The sequence below is a fragment of the Pseudonocardia tropica genome (assembly GCF_040105315.1).
Classification (GTDB): domain Bacteria; phylum Actinomycetota; class Actinomycetes; order Mycobacteriales; family Pseudonocardiaceae; genus Pseudonocardia; species Pseudonocardia alni.
Map to the genome: position 1 here is coordinate 418,539 of NZ_JBEDNP010000002.1, position 15,160 is coordinate 433,698.

15 protein-coding genes are annotated in these 15,160 nt (G+C 75.5%); 7 read left to right on the plus strand and 8 right to left on the minus strand.

Annotated features, from left to right (window positions below):
- Positions 1-7: 7 nt before the first annotated feature.
- Both cbiE and cobT read right to left on the minus strand, forming a co-directional pair.
- Positions 8-1,219, minus strand: a complete 1,212-nt coding sequence (gene cbiE, locus WHI96_RS05180) for a precorrin-6y C5,15-methyltransferase (decarboxylating) subunit CbiE (protein ID WP_345645248.1) — start codon at positions 1,217-1,219, stop codon at positions 8-10.
- Positions 1,212-2,930, minus strand: a complete 1,719-nt coding sequence (cobT, locus tag WHI96_RS05185) for a nicotinate-nucleotide--dimethylbenzimidazole phosphoribosyltransferase (RefSeq protein WP_345645245.1) — start codon at positions 2,928-2,930, stop codon at positions 1,212-1,214. The genes cbiE and cobT overlap by 8 nt, the downstream gene beginning before the upstream one ends.
- Positions 2,931-3,058: 128 nt before the next feature.
- Here cobT and WHI96_RS05190 point away from each other — a divergent pair, with 128 nt between their 5' ends.
- The 5 genes from WHI96_RS05190 (at position 3,059) to WHI96_RS05210 (ending at position 8,127) form a co-directional block, all read left to right on the plus strand.
- Positions 3,059-3,418, plus strand: a complete 360-nt coding sequence (locus WHI96_RS05190) for a YchJ family protein (protein ID WP_226357021.1) — start codon at positions 3,059-3,061, stop codon at positions 3,416-3,418.
- A 217-nt stretch (positions 3,419-3,635) separates the two neighbouring features.
- Positions 3,636-4,907: an HNH endonuclease gene (locus WHI96_RS05195; RefSeq protein ID WP_345645242.1), complete on the plus strand. Its 1,272-nt coding sequence runs from the start codon at positions 3,636-3,638 to the stop codon at positions 4,905-4,907.
- A gap of 50 nt (positions 4,908-4,957) precedes the next feature.
- Positions 4,958-6,142 (plus strand): CaiB/BaiF CoA transferase family protein, encoded by a 1,185-nt coding sequence (locus WHI96_RS05200; protein WP_345645239.1) that lies wholly within the window; start codon positions 4,958-4,960, stop codon positions 6,140-6,142.
- A 63-nt stretch (positions 6,143-6,205) separates the two neighbouring features.
- Entirely contained in the window at positions 6,206-6,688 is a 483-nt protein-coding gene (locus tag WHI96_RS05205) for a DUF4188 domain-containing protein (protein ID WP_345645236.1), read from the plus strand.
- Between the two features lie 50 nt (positions 6,689-6,738).
- Complete coding sequence (locus WHI96_RS05210; RefSeq protein ID WP_345645232.1) at positions 6,739-8,127, plus strand: sugar porter family MFS transporter; 1,389 nt, start codon at positions 6,739-6,741, stop codon at positions 8,125-8,127.
- Positions 8,128-8,146: 19 nt separating this feature from the next.
- Here the strand turns inward: WHI96_RS05210 and WHI96_RS05215 are convergent, their stop codons facing one another.
- A complete protein-coding gene (locus WHI96_RS05215; protein WP_345645229.1) occupies positions 8,147-10,450 on the minus strand; it encodes a molybdopterin-dependent oxidoreductase in 2,304 nt (767 codons plus the stop codon).
- Positions 10,451-10,503: 53 nt separating this feature from the next.
- Between WHI96_RS05215 and WHI96_RS05220 the strand changes: the two genes are divergently transcribed.
- Positions 10,504-11,019 (plus strand): mycothiol transferase, encoded by a 516-nt coding sequence (locus WHI96_RS05220; protein ID WP_345645226.1) that lies wholly within the window; start codon positions 10,504-10,506, stop codon positions 11,017-11,019.
- Between the two features lie 27 nt (positions 11,020-11,046).
- Positions 11,047-11,970 (plus strand): LysR family transcriptional regulator, encoded by a 924-nt coding sequence (locus WHI96_RS05225; protein WP_345645223.1) that lies wholly within the window; start codon positions 11,047-11,049, stop codon positions 11,968-11,970.
- Positions 11,971-11,997: 27 nt separating this feature from the next.
- On the opposite strand, the gene crcB is transcribed toward WHI96_RS05225, so the two are convergent.
- From crcB to WHI96_RS05250, 5 genes are all read right to left on the minus strand, one after another.
- Complete coding sequence (crcB, locus tag WHI96_RS05230) at positions 11,998-12,366, minus strand: fluoride efflux transporter CrcB (RefSeq protein WP_345645221.1); 369 nt, start codon at positions 12,364-12,366, stop codon at positions 11,998-12,000.
- The gene (locus WHI96_RS05235; protein ID WP_345645218.1) at positions 12,363-12,752 is read right to left on the minus strand and encodes a fluoride efflux transporter FluC; all 390 of its coding nucleotides are present in this window, start codon (positions 12,750-12,752) and stop codon (positions 12,363-12,365) included. Before WHI96_RS05235 ends, crcB begins: the two co-directional genes overlap by 4 nt.
- The gene (locus tag WHI96_RS05240; protein WP_345645215.1) at positions 12,749-13,996 is read right to left on the minus strand and encodes an MFS transporter; all 1,248 of its coding nucleotides are present in this window, start codon (positions 13,994-13,996) and stop codon (positions 12,749-12,751) included. Before WHI96_RS05240 ends, WHI96_RS05235 begins: the two co-directional genes overlap by 4 nt.
- Positions 13,993-14,433 carry a MarR family winged helix-turn-helix transcriptional regulator gene (locus tag WHI96_RS05245; RefSeq protein WP_345645213.1) on the minus strand — a complete coding sequence of 147 codons (441 nt, stop codon included), beginning with the start codon at positions 14,431-14,433 and terminating at the stop codon, positions 13,993-13,995. Before WHI96_RS05245 ends, WHI96_RS05240 begins: the two co-directional genes overlap by 4 nt.
- 85 nt (positions 14,434-14,518) lie before the next feature.
- Positions 14,519-14,986, minus strand: coding sequence for a MarR family winged helix-turn-helix transcriptional regulator (locus tag WHI96_RS05250; protein WP_345645210.1), 468 nt, complete (start codon positions 14,984-14,986; stop codon positions 14,519-14,521).
- Between the last annotated feature and the right edge of the window lie 174 nt (positions 14,987-15,160).

Below are 15,160 nucleotides of genomic sequence, written 5' to 3' on the forward strand. Positions count from 1 at the left end.
TCGGTCCTCACAGCACGTTCCTCCAGCTCCACAGGGTCACGGGCATGGCGGGACGCCATCCGTGGAAGCCGCCGACGGGGACGGTGCGGGCGACCTGCACCCGTACGAGGTCCCCGCCGTGGGCGGCGTGGGCGGCGGCGAGGGCCGCCTCGGTCTGGACGGTGACCGCGTTGGCGACCAGGCGACCGCCCGGGCCCAGCGCGGCCAGGCAGGCGTCGAGGACACCCTCCCGGGTCAGCCCGCCGCCGACGAACACGACGTCGGGCCGTTCCAGCCCGGCCAGCACGTCCGGCGCGGGACCGGTCACCACCCGCAGGCCGGGGACACCGAGCGCCGCGGCGTTGGCGGCGACCCGGTCGGCGCGCTCGGGGCGGGTCTCGACGGCGATCGCGCGGCACCGCGGGTGCGCCCGCATCCACTCGATGCCGATCGACCCGGACCCGGCGCCGATGTCCCACAGCAGCTCCCCCGCGCGCGGCGCGAGGTGGGCGAGGGTGACGGCGCGGACCTCGCGCTTGGTGAGCTGACCGTCGTGGTCGTAGGTGTCGTCGGGCAGGCCGGGCGTCTCCCCCGGCGGGACGAGCCCGGCGTCGGGGACGCACTCGAGCGCGACGACGTTCAGCGCGTCCGCGTCGCCCCGCCAGGCCGCGGCGGTGGTGGACACCCGGCGCTCGTCGGGCGCGCCGAGCCGCTCCAGCACCGTCATCCGCGAGCCGCCCCATCCGGCGCCGGAGAGCAGCCCGGCGATCTCGGTGGGTGACCCGGCTCCGGCCGAGAGCACGACCAGTCGGGCGCCCGGGGCCAGCGCCCGGCGCAGCGCGTCGAGCGGGCGGCCGACGACGCTCAGCACCGCCACGTGCTCCGAGCCCCAGCCCAGCCGGGCGCAGGCCAGCGCCACCGACGACGGGTGGGTCAGCACCCGCAGCCGGTCCGGCCCGGCGACGCGGGCCAGCGTGGCGCCGATCCCGAAGAACATCGGGTCGCCGGAGGCGAGCACCGCGACGCGCCGGTCGGCGAGGGAGTCGAGGATCCCCGGCAACGCCGGGACCAGCGGCGACGGCCACGCCCGCCGCTCCCCTGCCACGTCGGCGGGCAGCAGGTCGAGCTGGCGGGGCCCGCCGAGCAGCACCTCGGCGTCGCGCAGCGCGTCGCGGTGGGTCTCCGGCAGCCCGGCCCAGCCGTCGGCGCCGACTCCGACGACGGTGAGCGGGTCACCCACCGGTCTTGTCCGTGACCCCGGCGGCGTCGAAGGTGGCGACGTCGGCCATCGCCCGCGCCGCGCCCTGCAGCATCGGCAGCGCGAGCAGCGCGCCGGTGCCCTCGCCGAGGCGCATGTCGAGCTCCAGCAGCGGCGCGAGGCCGAGGTGGTCCAGGGCGAGCGCGCCGCCCGGCTCGGCGGAGCGGTGCCCGCCCAGGCAGTAGCCGACGACGTCCGGCGCGAACGCGGCGGCGACCAGGGCGGCGGAGCCGGCGATGACGCCGTCGAGCACCACCGGGGTGCGCAGCGCGGCGGCGCCCAGGACGAACCCGGCCAGCCCCGCGTGCTCCAGCCCGCCGACGGCGGCGAGCACCCCGAGCGGGTCGGCCGGGTCGGGCCGGTGCAGCTCCAGGGCACGGCGCACGACGTCGGTCTTGCGGGCCAGGGTCTCGTCGTCGACGCCGGTGCCGCGCCCGGTCGCGACGGCCGGGTCGGCGCCGGTGAACGCGCACACCAGCGCGGCCGCGGCGGTGGTGTTGGCGATGCCCATGTCCCCGGTGAGCAGGCAGCGGTTCCCGGCGGCGACCAGGTCGCGGGCGACCTCGATGCCGTGCTCGAGCGCGGTGCGGGCCTGCTCGCGGGTCATGGCCGGGCCGGTGGTCATGTCGGCGGTGCCGCGGGCGACCTTGCGGGGCAGCAGCCCGGGCACCGGGTCGAGCTCGGCGGCCACCCCGACGTCGACGACGAGCACCTCCGCCCCGAGCTGGCGGGCGAACGCGTTCACCACCGCACCGCCCGCGGTGAAGTTCGCGACCATCTGTGCGGTGACCTCCTGCGGCCACGGGGTGACGCCCTGGGCGTGCACCCCGTGGTCGCCGGCGAAGATCGCGACCGCGGCCGGGGACGGCACCGGCGGCACCTCGGCCCCGGCGATCCCGGCGAGCGCGACGGCCACGTCCTCCACCCGGCCGAGCGCGCCGCGCGGCTTGGTCATCCGGTCGAGCCGGTCGCGGGCCGCGGACCGGGCGGCCCCGTCGACCGGTGCGACGGCGTCCACGGTGGACTCGAGCAGGGCGGTGGGGGCGGCGCCGGGCAGCCCGCGGGCGCCCCAGGTGTCCTGGTGCACCGCCCAGTCCAGCGGGCGGCGCCGGGCCCAGCCGTGCTGCTCCAGCTCGGGCCGGTCGGGGAAGGCGTCGACGTGGCCGACGCACAGGTAGGCGACGACCTCGACGTGCGCGGGCAGCCCGAGCAGCGCGCCGAGCTCGGTGAGGCCGTCGTCGCCGAAGAACGACACCCAGCCGACGCCGAGGCCCTCGGCGCGGGCGGCCAGCCACAGGTTCTGCACCGCGAGCGCGGCGGAGTAGGGGCCCATCTCGGGGCGTTCGTGGCGGCCGAGGGTGTGCCGGCCGCCACGGGTGGCGTCGGCGGTCACGACGACGTTCAGCGGGGTCTCGCGGATCGCCTCCACCCGGATCGCGCGCAGTGCCTCGGCGCGGGCGGCGGGCAGCGACGCGGCGTAGCGGTCGCGCTGGGCGGAGACGAGGGCGTGCACGCGCTCGCGGACGCCCGCGTCGCGGACCAGGACGAAGTCCCAGGGCTGGGAGAACCCCACGCTCGGGGCGGCGTGCGCGGCCTGCAGGACGCGGGTGAGGACGTCGTCGTCGACCGGGTCGGGCCGGAAGCCGGTGCGGACGTCGCGGCGGGAGTGCAGGACGTCGTAGAAGTCCGTCACGTCGGCATTCCTCCTGCGGTACACGGCTCGACGACGGACGAGACGACCACACGTCCGTAGAGGTGGTCAACTGTCCCCTGCGGGTCGGTCGGGCACCTCACACGCGGGATGGGGCATGCTCGACGACCGTGCTCTGCCCCTGCGGTACCGGCCGCCCCGAGGACACCTGCTGCGCCCCCGTGCTCGCCGGGCGCCCCGCCGCCACGGCGGAGGCGCTGATGCGCAGCCGCTACACCGCCTTCGTGCGGGGCGACCGCGCGTACCTGCTGGCGTCGTGGCACCCGTCGACGCGGCCGCGACGGCTCCGGCTCGAGCCGGGGTCGGTGTGGACGGGGCTGGAGATCGTGGCGCGCTCGGGCGGGACGATGTTCTCCACCGACGGGACCGTCGAGTTCCGGGCCCACCGGACGGACGGGGTGCTGGCCGAGCGCAGCCGGTTCGTCCGGGAGGACGGGCGGTGGTTCTACGTCGACGGGGACGTCGGGTAGGTAACGCCCCGTACCTCGCCCGCGACTCTCCGCGGACCGATCCGGGGGGACGATGAGCTGGCCGACGCGGTGGCTCGCGACGCGGCGCGGAACTGACACCCGACGTCCCGGGGACGACGAACGCGCCGCACACCGCCGTCTCCGGCGGAACGACGAACGGCCTCCCACCTGCGCCGAACACCTTCTATTCGAACATATGGTCGAGTATCATGGTTGCGTGACCGCGACCCAGGAACCACCCGTCCACGCCACCGGCGTGCCGGGCGGCGGGTTCACGTCCGGTGACCTCGCCCTGCTCCGCCTCCTGGTCGACCAGGTCGTCGACGACGACATCACCGTGCTCTCCGAGGCCGACCTGATCGACCAGATCCGGCAGATCGAGTCCCTGCAGGCCTCCCTCGCCGCGCTCCAGGCGACGCGCATCCGGGCGTTCGCCCAGGCACAGGTCGAGAACCGCCTCACCGACGACCGGGCCGACGTCGACGGGCTCCACCGCAGCGTGGTCGCGCAGGTCCAGCTCGCCTGCCGCATCTCCACGGCCGAGGCCCGCACCCGGGTGGCGAACGCCCGGGACCTGTACGCCGGACTCGGTCGTGTCCGGGACCTGCACATCGCCGGTGAGCTCAGCGCCGCGAAGGTCTCCGCGATCGCCGTCGGATGCCGCGACCTCGATGCGCGCCGGCGCAGGCAGGTCGATGCCCGCCTCGCCGTGCACGACCTGACCCGGCTCGGCATCGGACGGCTCCGCGCCATGACCCGCCGGCTCGTCGCCGAGATCGCTCCCGACCGGTTCCGCGCCCGGGTCCGTGCCGCCCGGGCCGAACGCCGGGTGACACTGCGCCCGGCACCGGACGCGATGAGCTACCTCACCGCCTACGTACCGGTCGAACAGGGCGCCGCATGCCTGGCCGCGCTGCAGAAGACCTTCGTCGAGATCCAGATCGACCCCGAGCCCTTGACCCGCACCCGCGGTCAGGTCCTCGCCGACACCCTCGTCGAACGTGTCACCGGCCAGGCCACCGCGACCGCGGTGAACCTCGAAGTCCAGGTCACCGTCCCGGTCCAGGCCCTGCTCGACCCACGGTCCCCGCTGCCCGCCGAGATCCCCGGGCTCGGACCGGTACCGGCCGACCTGCTCGCCACCCCCGAGGGGACGAAGTCCCTACGCAGACTGCTGACCGACCAGGGCATCGTGATCGGCGGCGACTCCCGACAGCGCACCTTCACCGGACTCCTCGCCACCCTCGTCAAAGCCAGAGCGCAGAACCGGTGCACCGAGCCCTACTGCGACGCACCCGTCCGCCACCTCGACCACATCCACCGCGACGCCGACGGCGGCCGCACCGAGCTGGACAACGGACGCGGAGTCTGCGAGTTCCACAACCACGTCCGCGAACAACCCGGCTGGCACGTCGCCCGAGCCCCCGACGGGACCGTGGTCACCCGGACCCCGACCGGGCACACCTACCTCGCACCCGACCCACCGTGAGCCGCGTCGCGACTGTCGCCGGTGCGGCGACGCGGCTAGCGTGCCGGCACGTGGATCATTCCCCGCTCGGCGACGACCCCACCGGCGGCCCGCTGGACGGCGTGCTGGTCGCCGACTTCTCCCGCGTCCTCGCCGGGCCCTACGCCACGATGATGCTGGCCGACCTCGGCGCGACGGTGGTCAAGGTCGAGGGTCCGGGCGGCGACGACACCCGCACCTGGAAGCCGCCGGCGGTCAGCGACCCCGAGCAGGGCGACATCTCCACCTACTACCTGTCGATCAACCGGAACAAGCGGTCCGTGGTGCTCGACCTGACCGACCCGGGTGACGTCGCGGCGGCACGCGAGCTGGCGCGGCGGGCCGACGTCGTCGTCGAGAACTTCCGGCCGGGCGCCGCGGCGCGGTTCGGGCTGGACCACGACAGCGTCGCGGCCGGCAACCCCGGGGTCGTGTACTGCTCGATCACCGGGTTCGGCGCCCGCGGCGGCGCCCACCTGGCCGGTTACGACCTGCTGGTCCAGGCGGTGTCGGGCCTGATGAGCCTGACCGGCGACGTCGACGGGCCGCCGTTCCGCGCGGGGGTCGCGGTGTTCGACGTCCTCACCGGGCTCCACGCCGCACTCGCGGTCGGCGCGGCCCTGCGGCACCGCGAGCGGACCGGGCAGGGCCAGCTGCTGGAGACCAACCTGCTGTCGGTCGCGATGTCCACCCTGGTCAACCAGACCGAGGCCTACGTCGCCGCGGGTGCGGTCGGGCGCCGGATGGGCAACGCCCATCCCAGCGTCTTCCCGTACCAGCCGATGCCCACCGCGGACGGCGACCTCATCGTCATCGCCGGCAACGACGGCCAGTTCCGGAAGCTCGCGGCCGTCCTCGGCGACCCGGCCATGGCGCAGGACCCGCGTTTCGCGACCATGTCCGACCGGATCGGCCACCGCGAGGAGATCGAGCAGCGGCTGCGCGCCCGCCTCGCCACCCGCACCGCCCAGGAGTGGTACGACGCGATCACCGCCGCCGGCGTGCCCTGCGGCCCGATCAACACCGTCGACGGCGGTGTCGCCCTCGCCGAGGAGCTCGGTCTCGACCCGGTCGTCCGGGCCGACGACGCCGCCGCCGTCCCGACCGTCCGCAACCCGGTCGGCTGGTCGGTGACCCCGCCGTCCTACCGCCGCTCTCCCCCGTCGCTGGGCGCCGACTCCGCCGAGGTCCGGGCCTGGCTCGACCAGAACGGATAGCGTCACTCGCCATTGTCGGATAGTCTCGGTATCCACACAGCACCGGGACGAGGGAGTCGACCGATGGCGCCGTACACCCGCACGACCACCGAGCCGACCGACGGGCCGGTCGTCGTGTTCCTGATCGGCATGCGCTTCAACCGGCCCTGGAGGGTCCGGGCCTGGCTGCCGGTGGTGAGCGCGATGTCCGGGATGCTGCGCGAGCTGGAGCGCGACCCCGCCCACGGGCTGCTCGGGACCCGCTCGGGGATCGGCCCCGGCGGCCCGTTCCTCGTGCAGTACTGGCGCGACCGCGAGTCCCTCTACGCCTACGCGAGCGACACCGCGGCGACGCACCGGCCGGCCTGGGCCGCGTTCAACCGCCGCGCCCGCCGCTACCCCGGCGCCGTCGGGATCTGGCACGAGACCTTCGTGGCCGGGGAGTTCGAGACGATCTACGGCGACATGCCGCCGTCGGGGCTGGCGAAGGCACTGGGCGTGCGGGAGGTCGACGCCGCCACCGACGGCGGCCGCCGCCGGCTGGACGCCTCGCGACACCCCGCCTGACGCTGAAGCCCCATGTTGCGGCCCGTAACGGGCGGCCGCAGGATCGGCCGATGAGCTCGGGGGCGCGGACGGCGCGGCGGCCGTCACAGTGGGCGATCTGGTTCTTCGGGGCACTCGGCGGGATCCTGTGGGGCTACGACACCGGGGTGATCTCCGGGGCGATCCTGTTCATCCCCGACGACATCCCGTTGTCGTCGCTGGAGCAGGGCACGGTGGTGTCCGGGCTGCTCGTCGGCGCGATGCTCGGGGCGGGTGTCTCGGGCCGGCTCGCCGACACCCTGGGCCGGCGGCTGCTGATCCTGATCGGCGGGATCGTGTTCGTGGTCGGCACGCTCGGTGCCGCGCTCGGCGTGAACGTCGCGATGCTCGTGGCGTTCCGGTTCGTCATGGGCACCGGCGTCGGGATCGTGTCGGTGGTCGTGCCGATGTACCTGTCCGAGCTGGCGCCGGCCCGGATCCGCGGGCGGCTCACGTCGCTGATGCAGCTGCTGGTGACCGTCGGCATCTTCCTGGCCTACGTCACCGACTTCGCCTTCGCCGAGTCCCGGGACTGGCGCTGGATGATCGGGCTGGGCGTGATCCCCGCGGTGCTCCTGGCGGTCGGTATCTACACCCAGCCGGAGAGCCCGCGCTGGCTGGTCGCGCAGAAGCCCGACGGCGGCGTGGAGGACGCGCGGGTCGTCCTGGAGCGGCTGCGCGGCACCCCGGAGGCGGCCGAGGCCGAGCTGTCGGAGATCCGGGAGAGCGTACGTGTCGAGCGGGAGAACACCGAGAAGGTCGCGATCGGGGCGCTGTTCTCCCCGCGGCTGCGGCGGCTGACCCTCATCGGGATGCTGCTGGTGTTCTTCCAGAACTTCGTCGGCATCAACACGATCATCTACTACGCGCCGACCCTGCTCACCGACGTCGGCTTCGGGGCGACCGGCGCGATCGGCGCCAACGTGGGCATCGGCGCGGTGAACATGCTGATGACGCTGCCCGGGATGTGGCTGATCGACCGTGCCGGGCGGCGCCCGCTGCTGCGCTGGGGCGCGGTCGGCATGTGCGTGTCGATGGTCGTCCTGGCGGTGACGAACCTGGTCGGGCTGGAGCAGGGGCCGCTGCTGCTCGGGCTGACGCTGGCCGGGATCGTCGTCTACATCGCGTCGTTCTCGATCTCCTGGGGGCCGGTGCAGTGGGTGCTGCTGCCGGAGCTGTTCCCACTGCGCGTCCGCGCCGGCGCGGTCGCGTTCTGTGTGACGTTCAACTGGCTGTTCAACATGACCGTCGCACTGCTGTTCCCGTCGCTGCTCGAGGCGTTCGGCGCGGGCTGGAACTTCCTGTTCTTCGCGGTGACGACGGCCGCGGCCTACGTCTACGCGACCCGGCTGCTGCCCGAGACGAAGGGCCGCAGCCTGGAGGAGATCGAGAGAAGCCTGCGGAACGAGTATCAGCACTGAGCGGGAGGGGTCCGGCCGGTCACGGCGAGGCCGGCGTGACCGGCGGGGTGTGCGCGGTGACCTCCGGGGCCTCGTGGTGGTACGGCTCCACCGCGACCGCGCACAGCTGACCGCTGCACCCCTGCGCGAAGCCCGACGTCCCCCGGTCGCGGGTCACGGCGTTCGGGTTGCCGTGCACGCAGAGGCCGTCGTCGCCGAGCTCGGGACGGTCCGGGTCGGGGCGCGGGTCCCACCACGCCCCGGTCGGCAGCTGCAGCACGCCGGGCCGGATGTCGTCGGTGACCCGCGCCGCGGCCAGGCAGGCGCCCCGGTCGTTGTGGAGGCGGACGACGTCGCCGTCGCCGATGCCGAGCCGGGCGGCGTCGTCGGGGTGGATGCGCACGACCTCGCGCCCGGAGCGTTTCGACCCGGCCGAGTGGGCGCCGAAGTCGAGCTGGGAGTGCAGCCGGGTCGCCGGCTGGTTGGACACCAGCCAGAACGGGTGCCGGTCGTCGGGGACCTCGGTCGGCTCGATCCACGCCGGGTGGCCGGGGTGGTCGGGCAGCCCGAGCGCGGCGATCGGGCCGGACCCGACCTGGACGCGGCCGGACGCCGTCGGCAGCGGGTGCCGGGCGGGGTCGGCACGGAAGCGGGCCAGCACCCCGCCGTCGTCGGGGCGCCGGGGCAGCTCCAGCTCGCCGCGCTCCCAGAACTCCTCGAACGACGGCGCGTCGAGCCCGCGGTCGGCCAGGCCCTTGCGGGTGCGGTCGTACATGTGGACGAGCCACTCGTGCGACGTCCGGCCCTCGGTGAAGGCCTCGCCGTGCCCGAGCCGCGCGGCCAGGTCGGCGAGCACGTCGTAGTCGTCGCGGGCCTCGCCGTGCCGGGGCACCAGCTGCTTCATCGCGACGACGAGCGGGTCGGAGCCGGTGGCGCCGATGTCGTCGCGTTCCAGGGTCGTCGTCGACGGCAGCACGACGTCGGCGTGCCGCGCGGTGGCCGTCCACATCGGGTCGTGCACGACGAACGTGTCCAGCTCGGCGACCGCGCGCCGCATCCGGCGCAGGTCCTGGTGGTGGTGGAACGGGTTGCCGCCGGCCCACCACGCCATCCGCACGTGCGGGTAGGTGTGCCCGACGCCCTGGTAGGAGTAGGTCTCCCCCGGGTGCAGCAGCATGTCCGCGACCCGCGCGACCGGGATGAACGAGGTCACCGGGTTCGGCGCCCGGGAGAACGTGGGCACCGGCACCGCGTTGCGCGGGCGCCCGTAGTGCCCGAGCGACCCGAGGCCGTAGTTGAAGCCGCCGCCGGGCAGGCCGATCTGGCCGAGCACCGCGGCGAGCGCCGTCCCGCCCCAGACCGGCTGCTCGCCGTGCTCGGCGCGCTGCAGCGACTGCGCGACGGTCACCAGGGTGCGGCCGTGCGCGATCCGCCAGGCCAGCTCGCGGATCGTCGCCGCCGGGATGCCGGTGACGCCCTCGGCCCACCCGGCGTCCTTCGCCGGGGCGGCGAACAGGTACCCGCGCAGCCGGTCCCAGCCGTCGCAGTGCGAGGCCAGGAAGTCGGTGTCGGCCCGCCCCGCCTCGACGACGGTGTGCATGAGCGCCAGCATCAGCGCGACGTCGGTGCCGGGCCGGATCGGCAGCCAGGTGGCGTCGACCTCCTCCGGCAGGTCCGGGCGCAGCGGGCTGACCAGCACGAACACCGCGCCCCGGTCGCGGGCGGCGCGCATGGCCCCGCGCTCGACGTGCCGGCTGACCCCGCCCGCGGCGATCGCGGAGTTCTTCAGCGCCATCCCGCCGAACGCGACGACGGTGTCGGTGTGCGCCGCGACCTGGTCCCAGGTCACCGCGTAGCGGGTCACCGCGTCGAAGGTGCCCAGCACGTGCGGCAGCACCACCTCGGCGGCGCCGCCGGAGTAGGTGTTGACCGAGCGGGTGTAGCCCCCGGTCAGCGCCAGGAACCGGTGCAGTTGGCCCTGGGCGTGGTGGAACCGCCCGGCCGACGCCCAGCCGTAGGAGCCGCCGTAGACGGCCTCGTCGCCGTGGGTGGAGCGGACCCGGTGGGTCTCCTCGGCGAGCCGGTCGAGCACGGCGTCCCAGGACACGGTGCGGTAGCCGTCGCGGCCACGACCGGGGTCACGGCCCGGGCCGCGGTCCCACCAGCCGCGGCGCACCGCGGGCGCGGCGACCCGGGCGGCGTGCCCGACGGCCGCGGGGACGTTGTCCAGCACCGGGGACGGGTCCGGGTCGCCCGGGTGCGGGCGGACCCGCAGCCTGCTGCCGTCCCAGCGGGCGTGGAACACGCCCCAGTGCGCGCTGTGGGTCCTCACGTTCTCGGTCACCACCGACCACCGTAACCCGCATGCGGGGGCCCGCATACGGGAAAGCCCGCCCCATGACGACGACCGCGGAACTGCTGACCGACCACGTCGGCCGGATCGACGAGCTCGTGCGCGAGGTGGTGGACGGCCTGTCCGAGGCCGACCTCGCCCGCCGCCCGGAGGGTGCGGACGGCCCGGGCAACCCGATCGGCTGGCTGGTGTGGCACCTGCTGCGGGTGCAGGACGACCACGTCGCCGAGGCGTTCGGGTCCGAGCAGGTCTGGACCGGCGCGGGCTGGGCGCGGCGCTTCGGCCTGGACCTCGACGTCGCCGACACCGGGTTCGGGCACACGTCGTCGCAGGTCGACGCCGTGCGCACGACCGCGGACCTGCTGGCCGGCTACGGCGCGGCGGTGCACGAGCGCACCGTCGGGCACCTCGCGGGCCTCGCCGACGACGACCTGTCCCGCGTCCTGCCGCCCACCTGGGGGGAGAACGTGACCCTCGGCGAACGCCTGGTCAGTGTGCTCGGCGACGACCTCCAGCACGCCGGTCAGGCGGCCTACCTGCGCGGGCTGCTCGGGGTGTGACCCCGCCCGCCACCTAGGCTGGTCCCGATGGCCACCGCACCCGCACGCGTCCCCGACCTGACCGCTCTCGCCCTGCTCCGTGACATCGCCTGCACCGGGAGCCTGTCCGCCGCGGCCGAGGGGCTCGGGCTGACGGTGCAGGCCGCGTCCGCACGGATCCGGGCGGCCGAGCAGCAGGTCGGGGGCCCGGTGCTCGAACGTGCCCGCCGGGGGCGGCGGTCCAGCAGGCTCACCACCCGCGGGGTCCTGCTGGTGGAGTGGGCGGGCCCGCTGCTGGCCGCCGCGTCCGACCTGGACGTCGCGGTCGCGGCGCTGCGCGACGAGCCGGCCGGGGAGGACACCGTCGTCCTGGCCGCGAACCCGGTGGTCGCGGAGTGTCTGCTGCAGGCCTGGCTGGTCGAGCTGCGCGACGGTCCGGGCGGGCGGGTGGTGCTGCGCGACACCCCGGACCCGGCGGCGGCGGTCCGGTCCGGTGACGCGGCGGTCGGTGTGGTGTCCACGCCCGGCCCGTTGGAGGACCTGCACGCGGCGACGGTGGGATCGGACCCGCTGGTGCTCGTCGTCGCCCCCGGGCACCCGTGGGCCGGGTCCGACGGCGTCGATGCCGCACAGCTGGCCGGTACCCCGCTGCTCACCCGGCCGCCCGGTGCCGGGGCCCGGCCCGCGCTGGAGGCCGCGCTCGACGCCGCCGGTGCCGGTGGGCCCGTCCCGCCGCGGCGCGAGTACGCCGCGGACGCCGCCCTGCGTGCCGCCGTCCGCGCCGGTGGGGGCCCCGCGGTGCTGGGGCGGGCGGTGGTCGGCGCCGACGTCGCGGCCGGGTCGCTGGTCGTCGTCGACGTCCGCGGCCTCGACCTGACCCGGGAGTTCCGCGCCGTCTGGCGCGAGGGCACCTCGCTCCGCGGCACCGCCCGTGACCTGCTGCGGATCGCCACCGGCGGCCGGATCCGCTGACCCGGCCCGGCCCGCGCGCGAACCGGCTCAGCCGGCGACGGCGGCGAGCAGCGCGTGCCCGGCCAGTGCGGCCGCGACACCGGCCACCGCGCTGGCCGCCGCATAGCCCACGGCGAACGCGGTGCGGCCACGTTCGAGCAGCGACAGCGTCTCCCAGCCGAAGGTGCTGTAGGTGGTGAACGCCCCGCAGAACCCGGTGCCGAGCAGCGCGGCGAACCCCGGCCCGGACAGCGGGGTCAGCGCCACCACGCCGCCGAGCACGAAGGACCCGGCCACGTTGATCACCCAGGTGCCCCACGGGAACGCCGAGGGCGTCCGCGCCTTCACCGCGGTGTCGACCAGGTAGCGCAGCGGCGCCCCGACGGCCGCCCCGAGGGCGACGAGCAGCGCCGTCACCGGGCTCCTCCCGGGGCGAGCGCGCGGGTCAGGGTCGCGCCGAGCGCCGTCGCGGCGACGGCGAGCACCGGGGTGCCGACCATCAGCGCCAGCGACCCCGGCGAGCCGAAGGCCGGCGCGGCGACGTCGACGGCGTAGGTGGAGAACGTCGTGTACCCGCCGAGCACCCCGACGCCCAGGGCCGGGCGGACGAGCGGATGGGCCCGGAACCGCTCGGTGACCAGCACCATCAGCACCCCCATCAGCAGGCAGCCGGTGACGTTGATCAGCAGCGTCGTCCACGGGGCGGGCGGGCCGACGAGCCCGAGCAGTCGGCGCACCTCGGCGCCCACCACCCCGCCGGCGGCGACCGCCGCGAGCACCGCCGGCCGGGCGGGCGCGCTCACCCGGCGGCCTCCGCCCGGGCGGCGCGGCGCGCCGTGGGCAGGCCGATCGCGGCCGCGACCAGGCAGGCCACCGCCCCCAGCGCGAGCCCGCCGCGACCGCCCCACTGCTCGCTGACCCAGCCGGCGATCGGGCCGCCGATCGGGGTGGACCCGAGGAAGGCCACCGACCACAGCGCCATCACCCGGCCCCGCATGTGCGGGGCCGAGGCCAGCTGCAGCGTCGAGTTGCCGCCGGCCATGAACGCGACGCTGGCCATCCCGACCAGCCCCATCGCGACCAGCGCGACCCACAGCGACGGCGCGACCGCGGCGAGCCCCAGGACCAGGCCGAACAGCAGCGCGGTGCGCACCAGCATCGGCACCCCGGTACGCCCCTGCCCGGCCACGACGAGCCCCCCGACGACCGCGCCGACGCCCATCGCGCCGGTGAGCCAGCCGTAGGTGCCGGCGTCGCCGCCGAAGGTCTGCGAGGCCACCACCGGCAGCACCACCGGGAACTCGTAGGCCAGGCAGCCGATCAGCGCCATCATCACCAGCGGCACCCGGAGCTCGGGGTCGCCGCGCACATGGGCGAGCCCCTCGCGCAGCTGTCCGGGAGCCCGGGGCGCCGGAGCGGTCGGCACGAGCGCGGAGGCGTCCAGGCGCAGCAGCGAGGTCACGACGGCGACGAAGCTGACCGCGTTCACCGCGAAGCAGATCCCGGTCCCGCCCGCGACGATGACCAGCCCGGCCACGGCCGGTCCGACCGCGCGCGCGGCGTTGACCAGGACCGAGTTGAGGGTGACGGCGTTGCGCAGGTCCGCGGGCCCGACCAGCTCGTGCACGAAGGTCTGCCGGGCCGGGTTCTCGACGGCCTTGTTCAGCCCGAGCACCGCGGCCAGCACGTAGACGTGCCAGAGCGCGACGGTGCCGGTGAGGGTGAGCACGGCGAGTGCCGCGGCCTGCAGGCCCATCATCGTCTGCAGGCCGACCATCAGCCGTCGCCGGTCGAGGCGGTCCACCCACACCCCGGCGTAGGGCCCGAGGAGCAGGGTGGGCACGGTCTGGGCGGCGACGACGGTGCCGAGCACCGCCGCGGACCCGGTCAGCTCGTACACCAGCCAGGACTGGGCGATCGACTGCATCCAGGTGCCGACCAGGGAGATCGACTGGCCGCCGATCCAGAGCCGGTAGTTGTGGCCGGACAGCGCGGCGAAGGTGCGGGCGAGCGCCCGGCGGGGTGCCTGGTCCGGGCCGGCGCTCACCGGGCGTCCCGCAGCGCGCCGGCGAGCGCGTCGAGCGCGGGCAGCGCGGCCCGCAGCCGTGCGGCGTGGTCGGGGGTCAGGGCGTCGACGTGCGCGGCGAGCAGCCGGGTGCGTTCCTCGCGGCGTCGGCGGTGCTCGGCCGCGCCGGCCTCGGTGACCGCGACGCGCACGGCGCGGCCGTCGTCGGGGTCGGTGTCGCGGACGAGCAGCCCGGCGGCCTCCAGCTTGCCGGCCAGGCGCGACAGCATGGTGGGGTTGACGCCCTCGACGCCGGCGAGCTCCCCCATCCCGATCGGGCCGCGGACGGCGACGGTGCCGAGTACCGACAGGGCGCTGCGGGTGAGGTCGGAGCCGCGGGTGGCCCGGTCCAGGCCCCGGGCGATCCGGGCCAGGTCCGTGCGCAGCCGCGCCAGCTCGTCGGGGTCGAGGCCGCTCATGCACCCTCCATATGTTTGCCTGTCGGCAAGCATATACCCGTGCAACGATCCACGCCGGGCGCGGGTGGGTGGGGCGGCGCCCCGGTCAGGCGGGGGCGGCCTCGGACTCGGCGGACCGGAGCCGGGACGCGAGCCGCTGCAGGTCGTCGCGGAGGCGGAACAGCTCGTCCATCGACATGCCGGTGGCCTTGATGACCTGGTCCTGCGCGGCGGCGGCCTGCTCGCGCAGCGCCTTGCCCTTCTCGGTCAGCGACACCTGCACGGTGCGCTCGTCGTCCGGGCGACGGGCGCGGGTGAGCAGCCCGTGGCCCTCCAGCCGGGTCAGCATCGGCGACAGCGTGCCGCTGTCGAGGAACATCCGCTCGCCGAGCTCACGCTGGGGCACCGTCTCCTCGGCCCACAGCACGAGCAGGACCGCGTACTGGCTGTAGGTCAGGCCGATGGAGTCGAGGATCGGGCGGTAGCACCCGGTCATCGCACGGGACGCCGAGTGGAGCGCGAAACAGAGCTGCTCGTCGAGCGCCAGCGGCGCAACGGTTCCGTGCTCGGTCATTCCCACAGGGTAAGCGCTCGACGTCGGGAGTTCATCCGAGCCCGCAGGATCGGGCGCGACGCGACGGCGCACGCAGGTCGGGGAGGGCGAGGAACGGGTCCGGGGCGCGACCACCCCCGAAGCGGTCGCACCCCGGACCCGGGGCCGACGGACCGGAAGGCTCCCCAGCGCCCG

What these genes read in the sequence shown, in the direction of transcription:
- WHI96_RS05205 (WP_345645236.1), top strand. Translation starts at nt 6,206, where the DNA reads ATGGCGCCGTACACCCGCACGACCACCGAGCCGACCGACGGGCCGGTC.
- WHI96_RS05210 (WP_345645232.1), top strand. Translation starts at nt 6,739, where the DNA reads ATGAGCTCGGGGGCGCGGACGGCGCGGCGGCCGTCACAGTGGGCGATC.
- WHI96_RS05220 (WP_345645226.1), top strand. Translation starts at nt 10,504, where the DNA reads ATGACGACGACCGCGGAACTGCTGACCGACCACGTCGGCCGGATCGAC.
- WHI96_RS05225 (WP_345645223.1), top strand. Translation starts at nt 11,047, where the DNA reads ATGGCCACCGCACCCGCACGCGTCCCCGACCTGACCGCTCTCGCCCTG.
- WHI96_RS05245 (WP_345645213.1), bottom strand. Translation starts at nt 14,433, where the DNA reads ATGAGCGGCCTCGACCCCGACGAGCTGGCGCGGCTGCGCACGGACCTG.
- WHI96_RS05250 (WP_345645210.1), bottom strand. Translation starts at nt 14,986, where the DNA reads ATGACCGAGCACGGAACCGTTGCGCCGCTGGCGCTCGACGAGCAGCTC.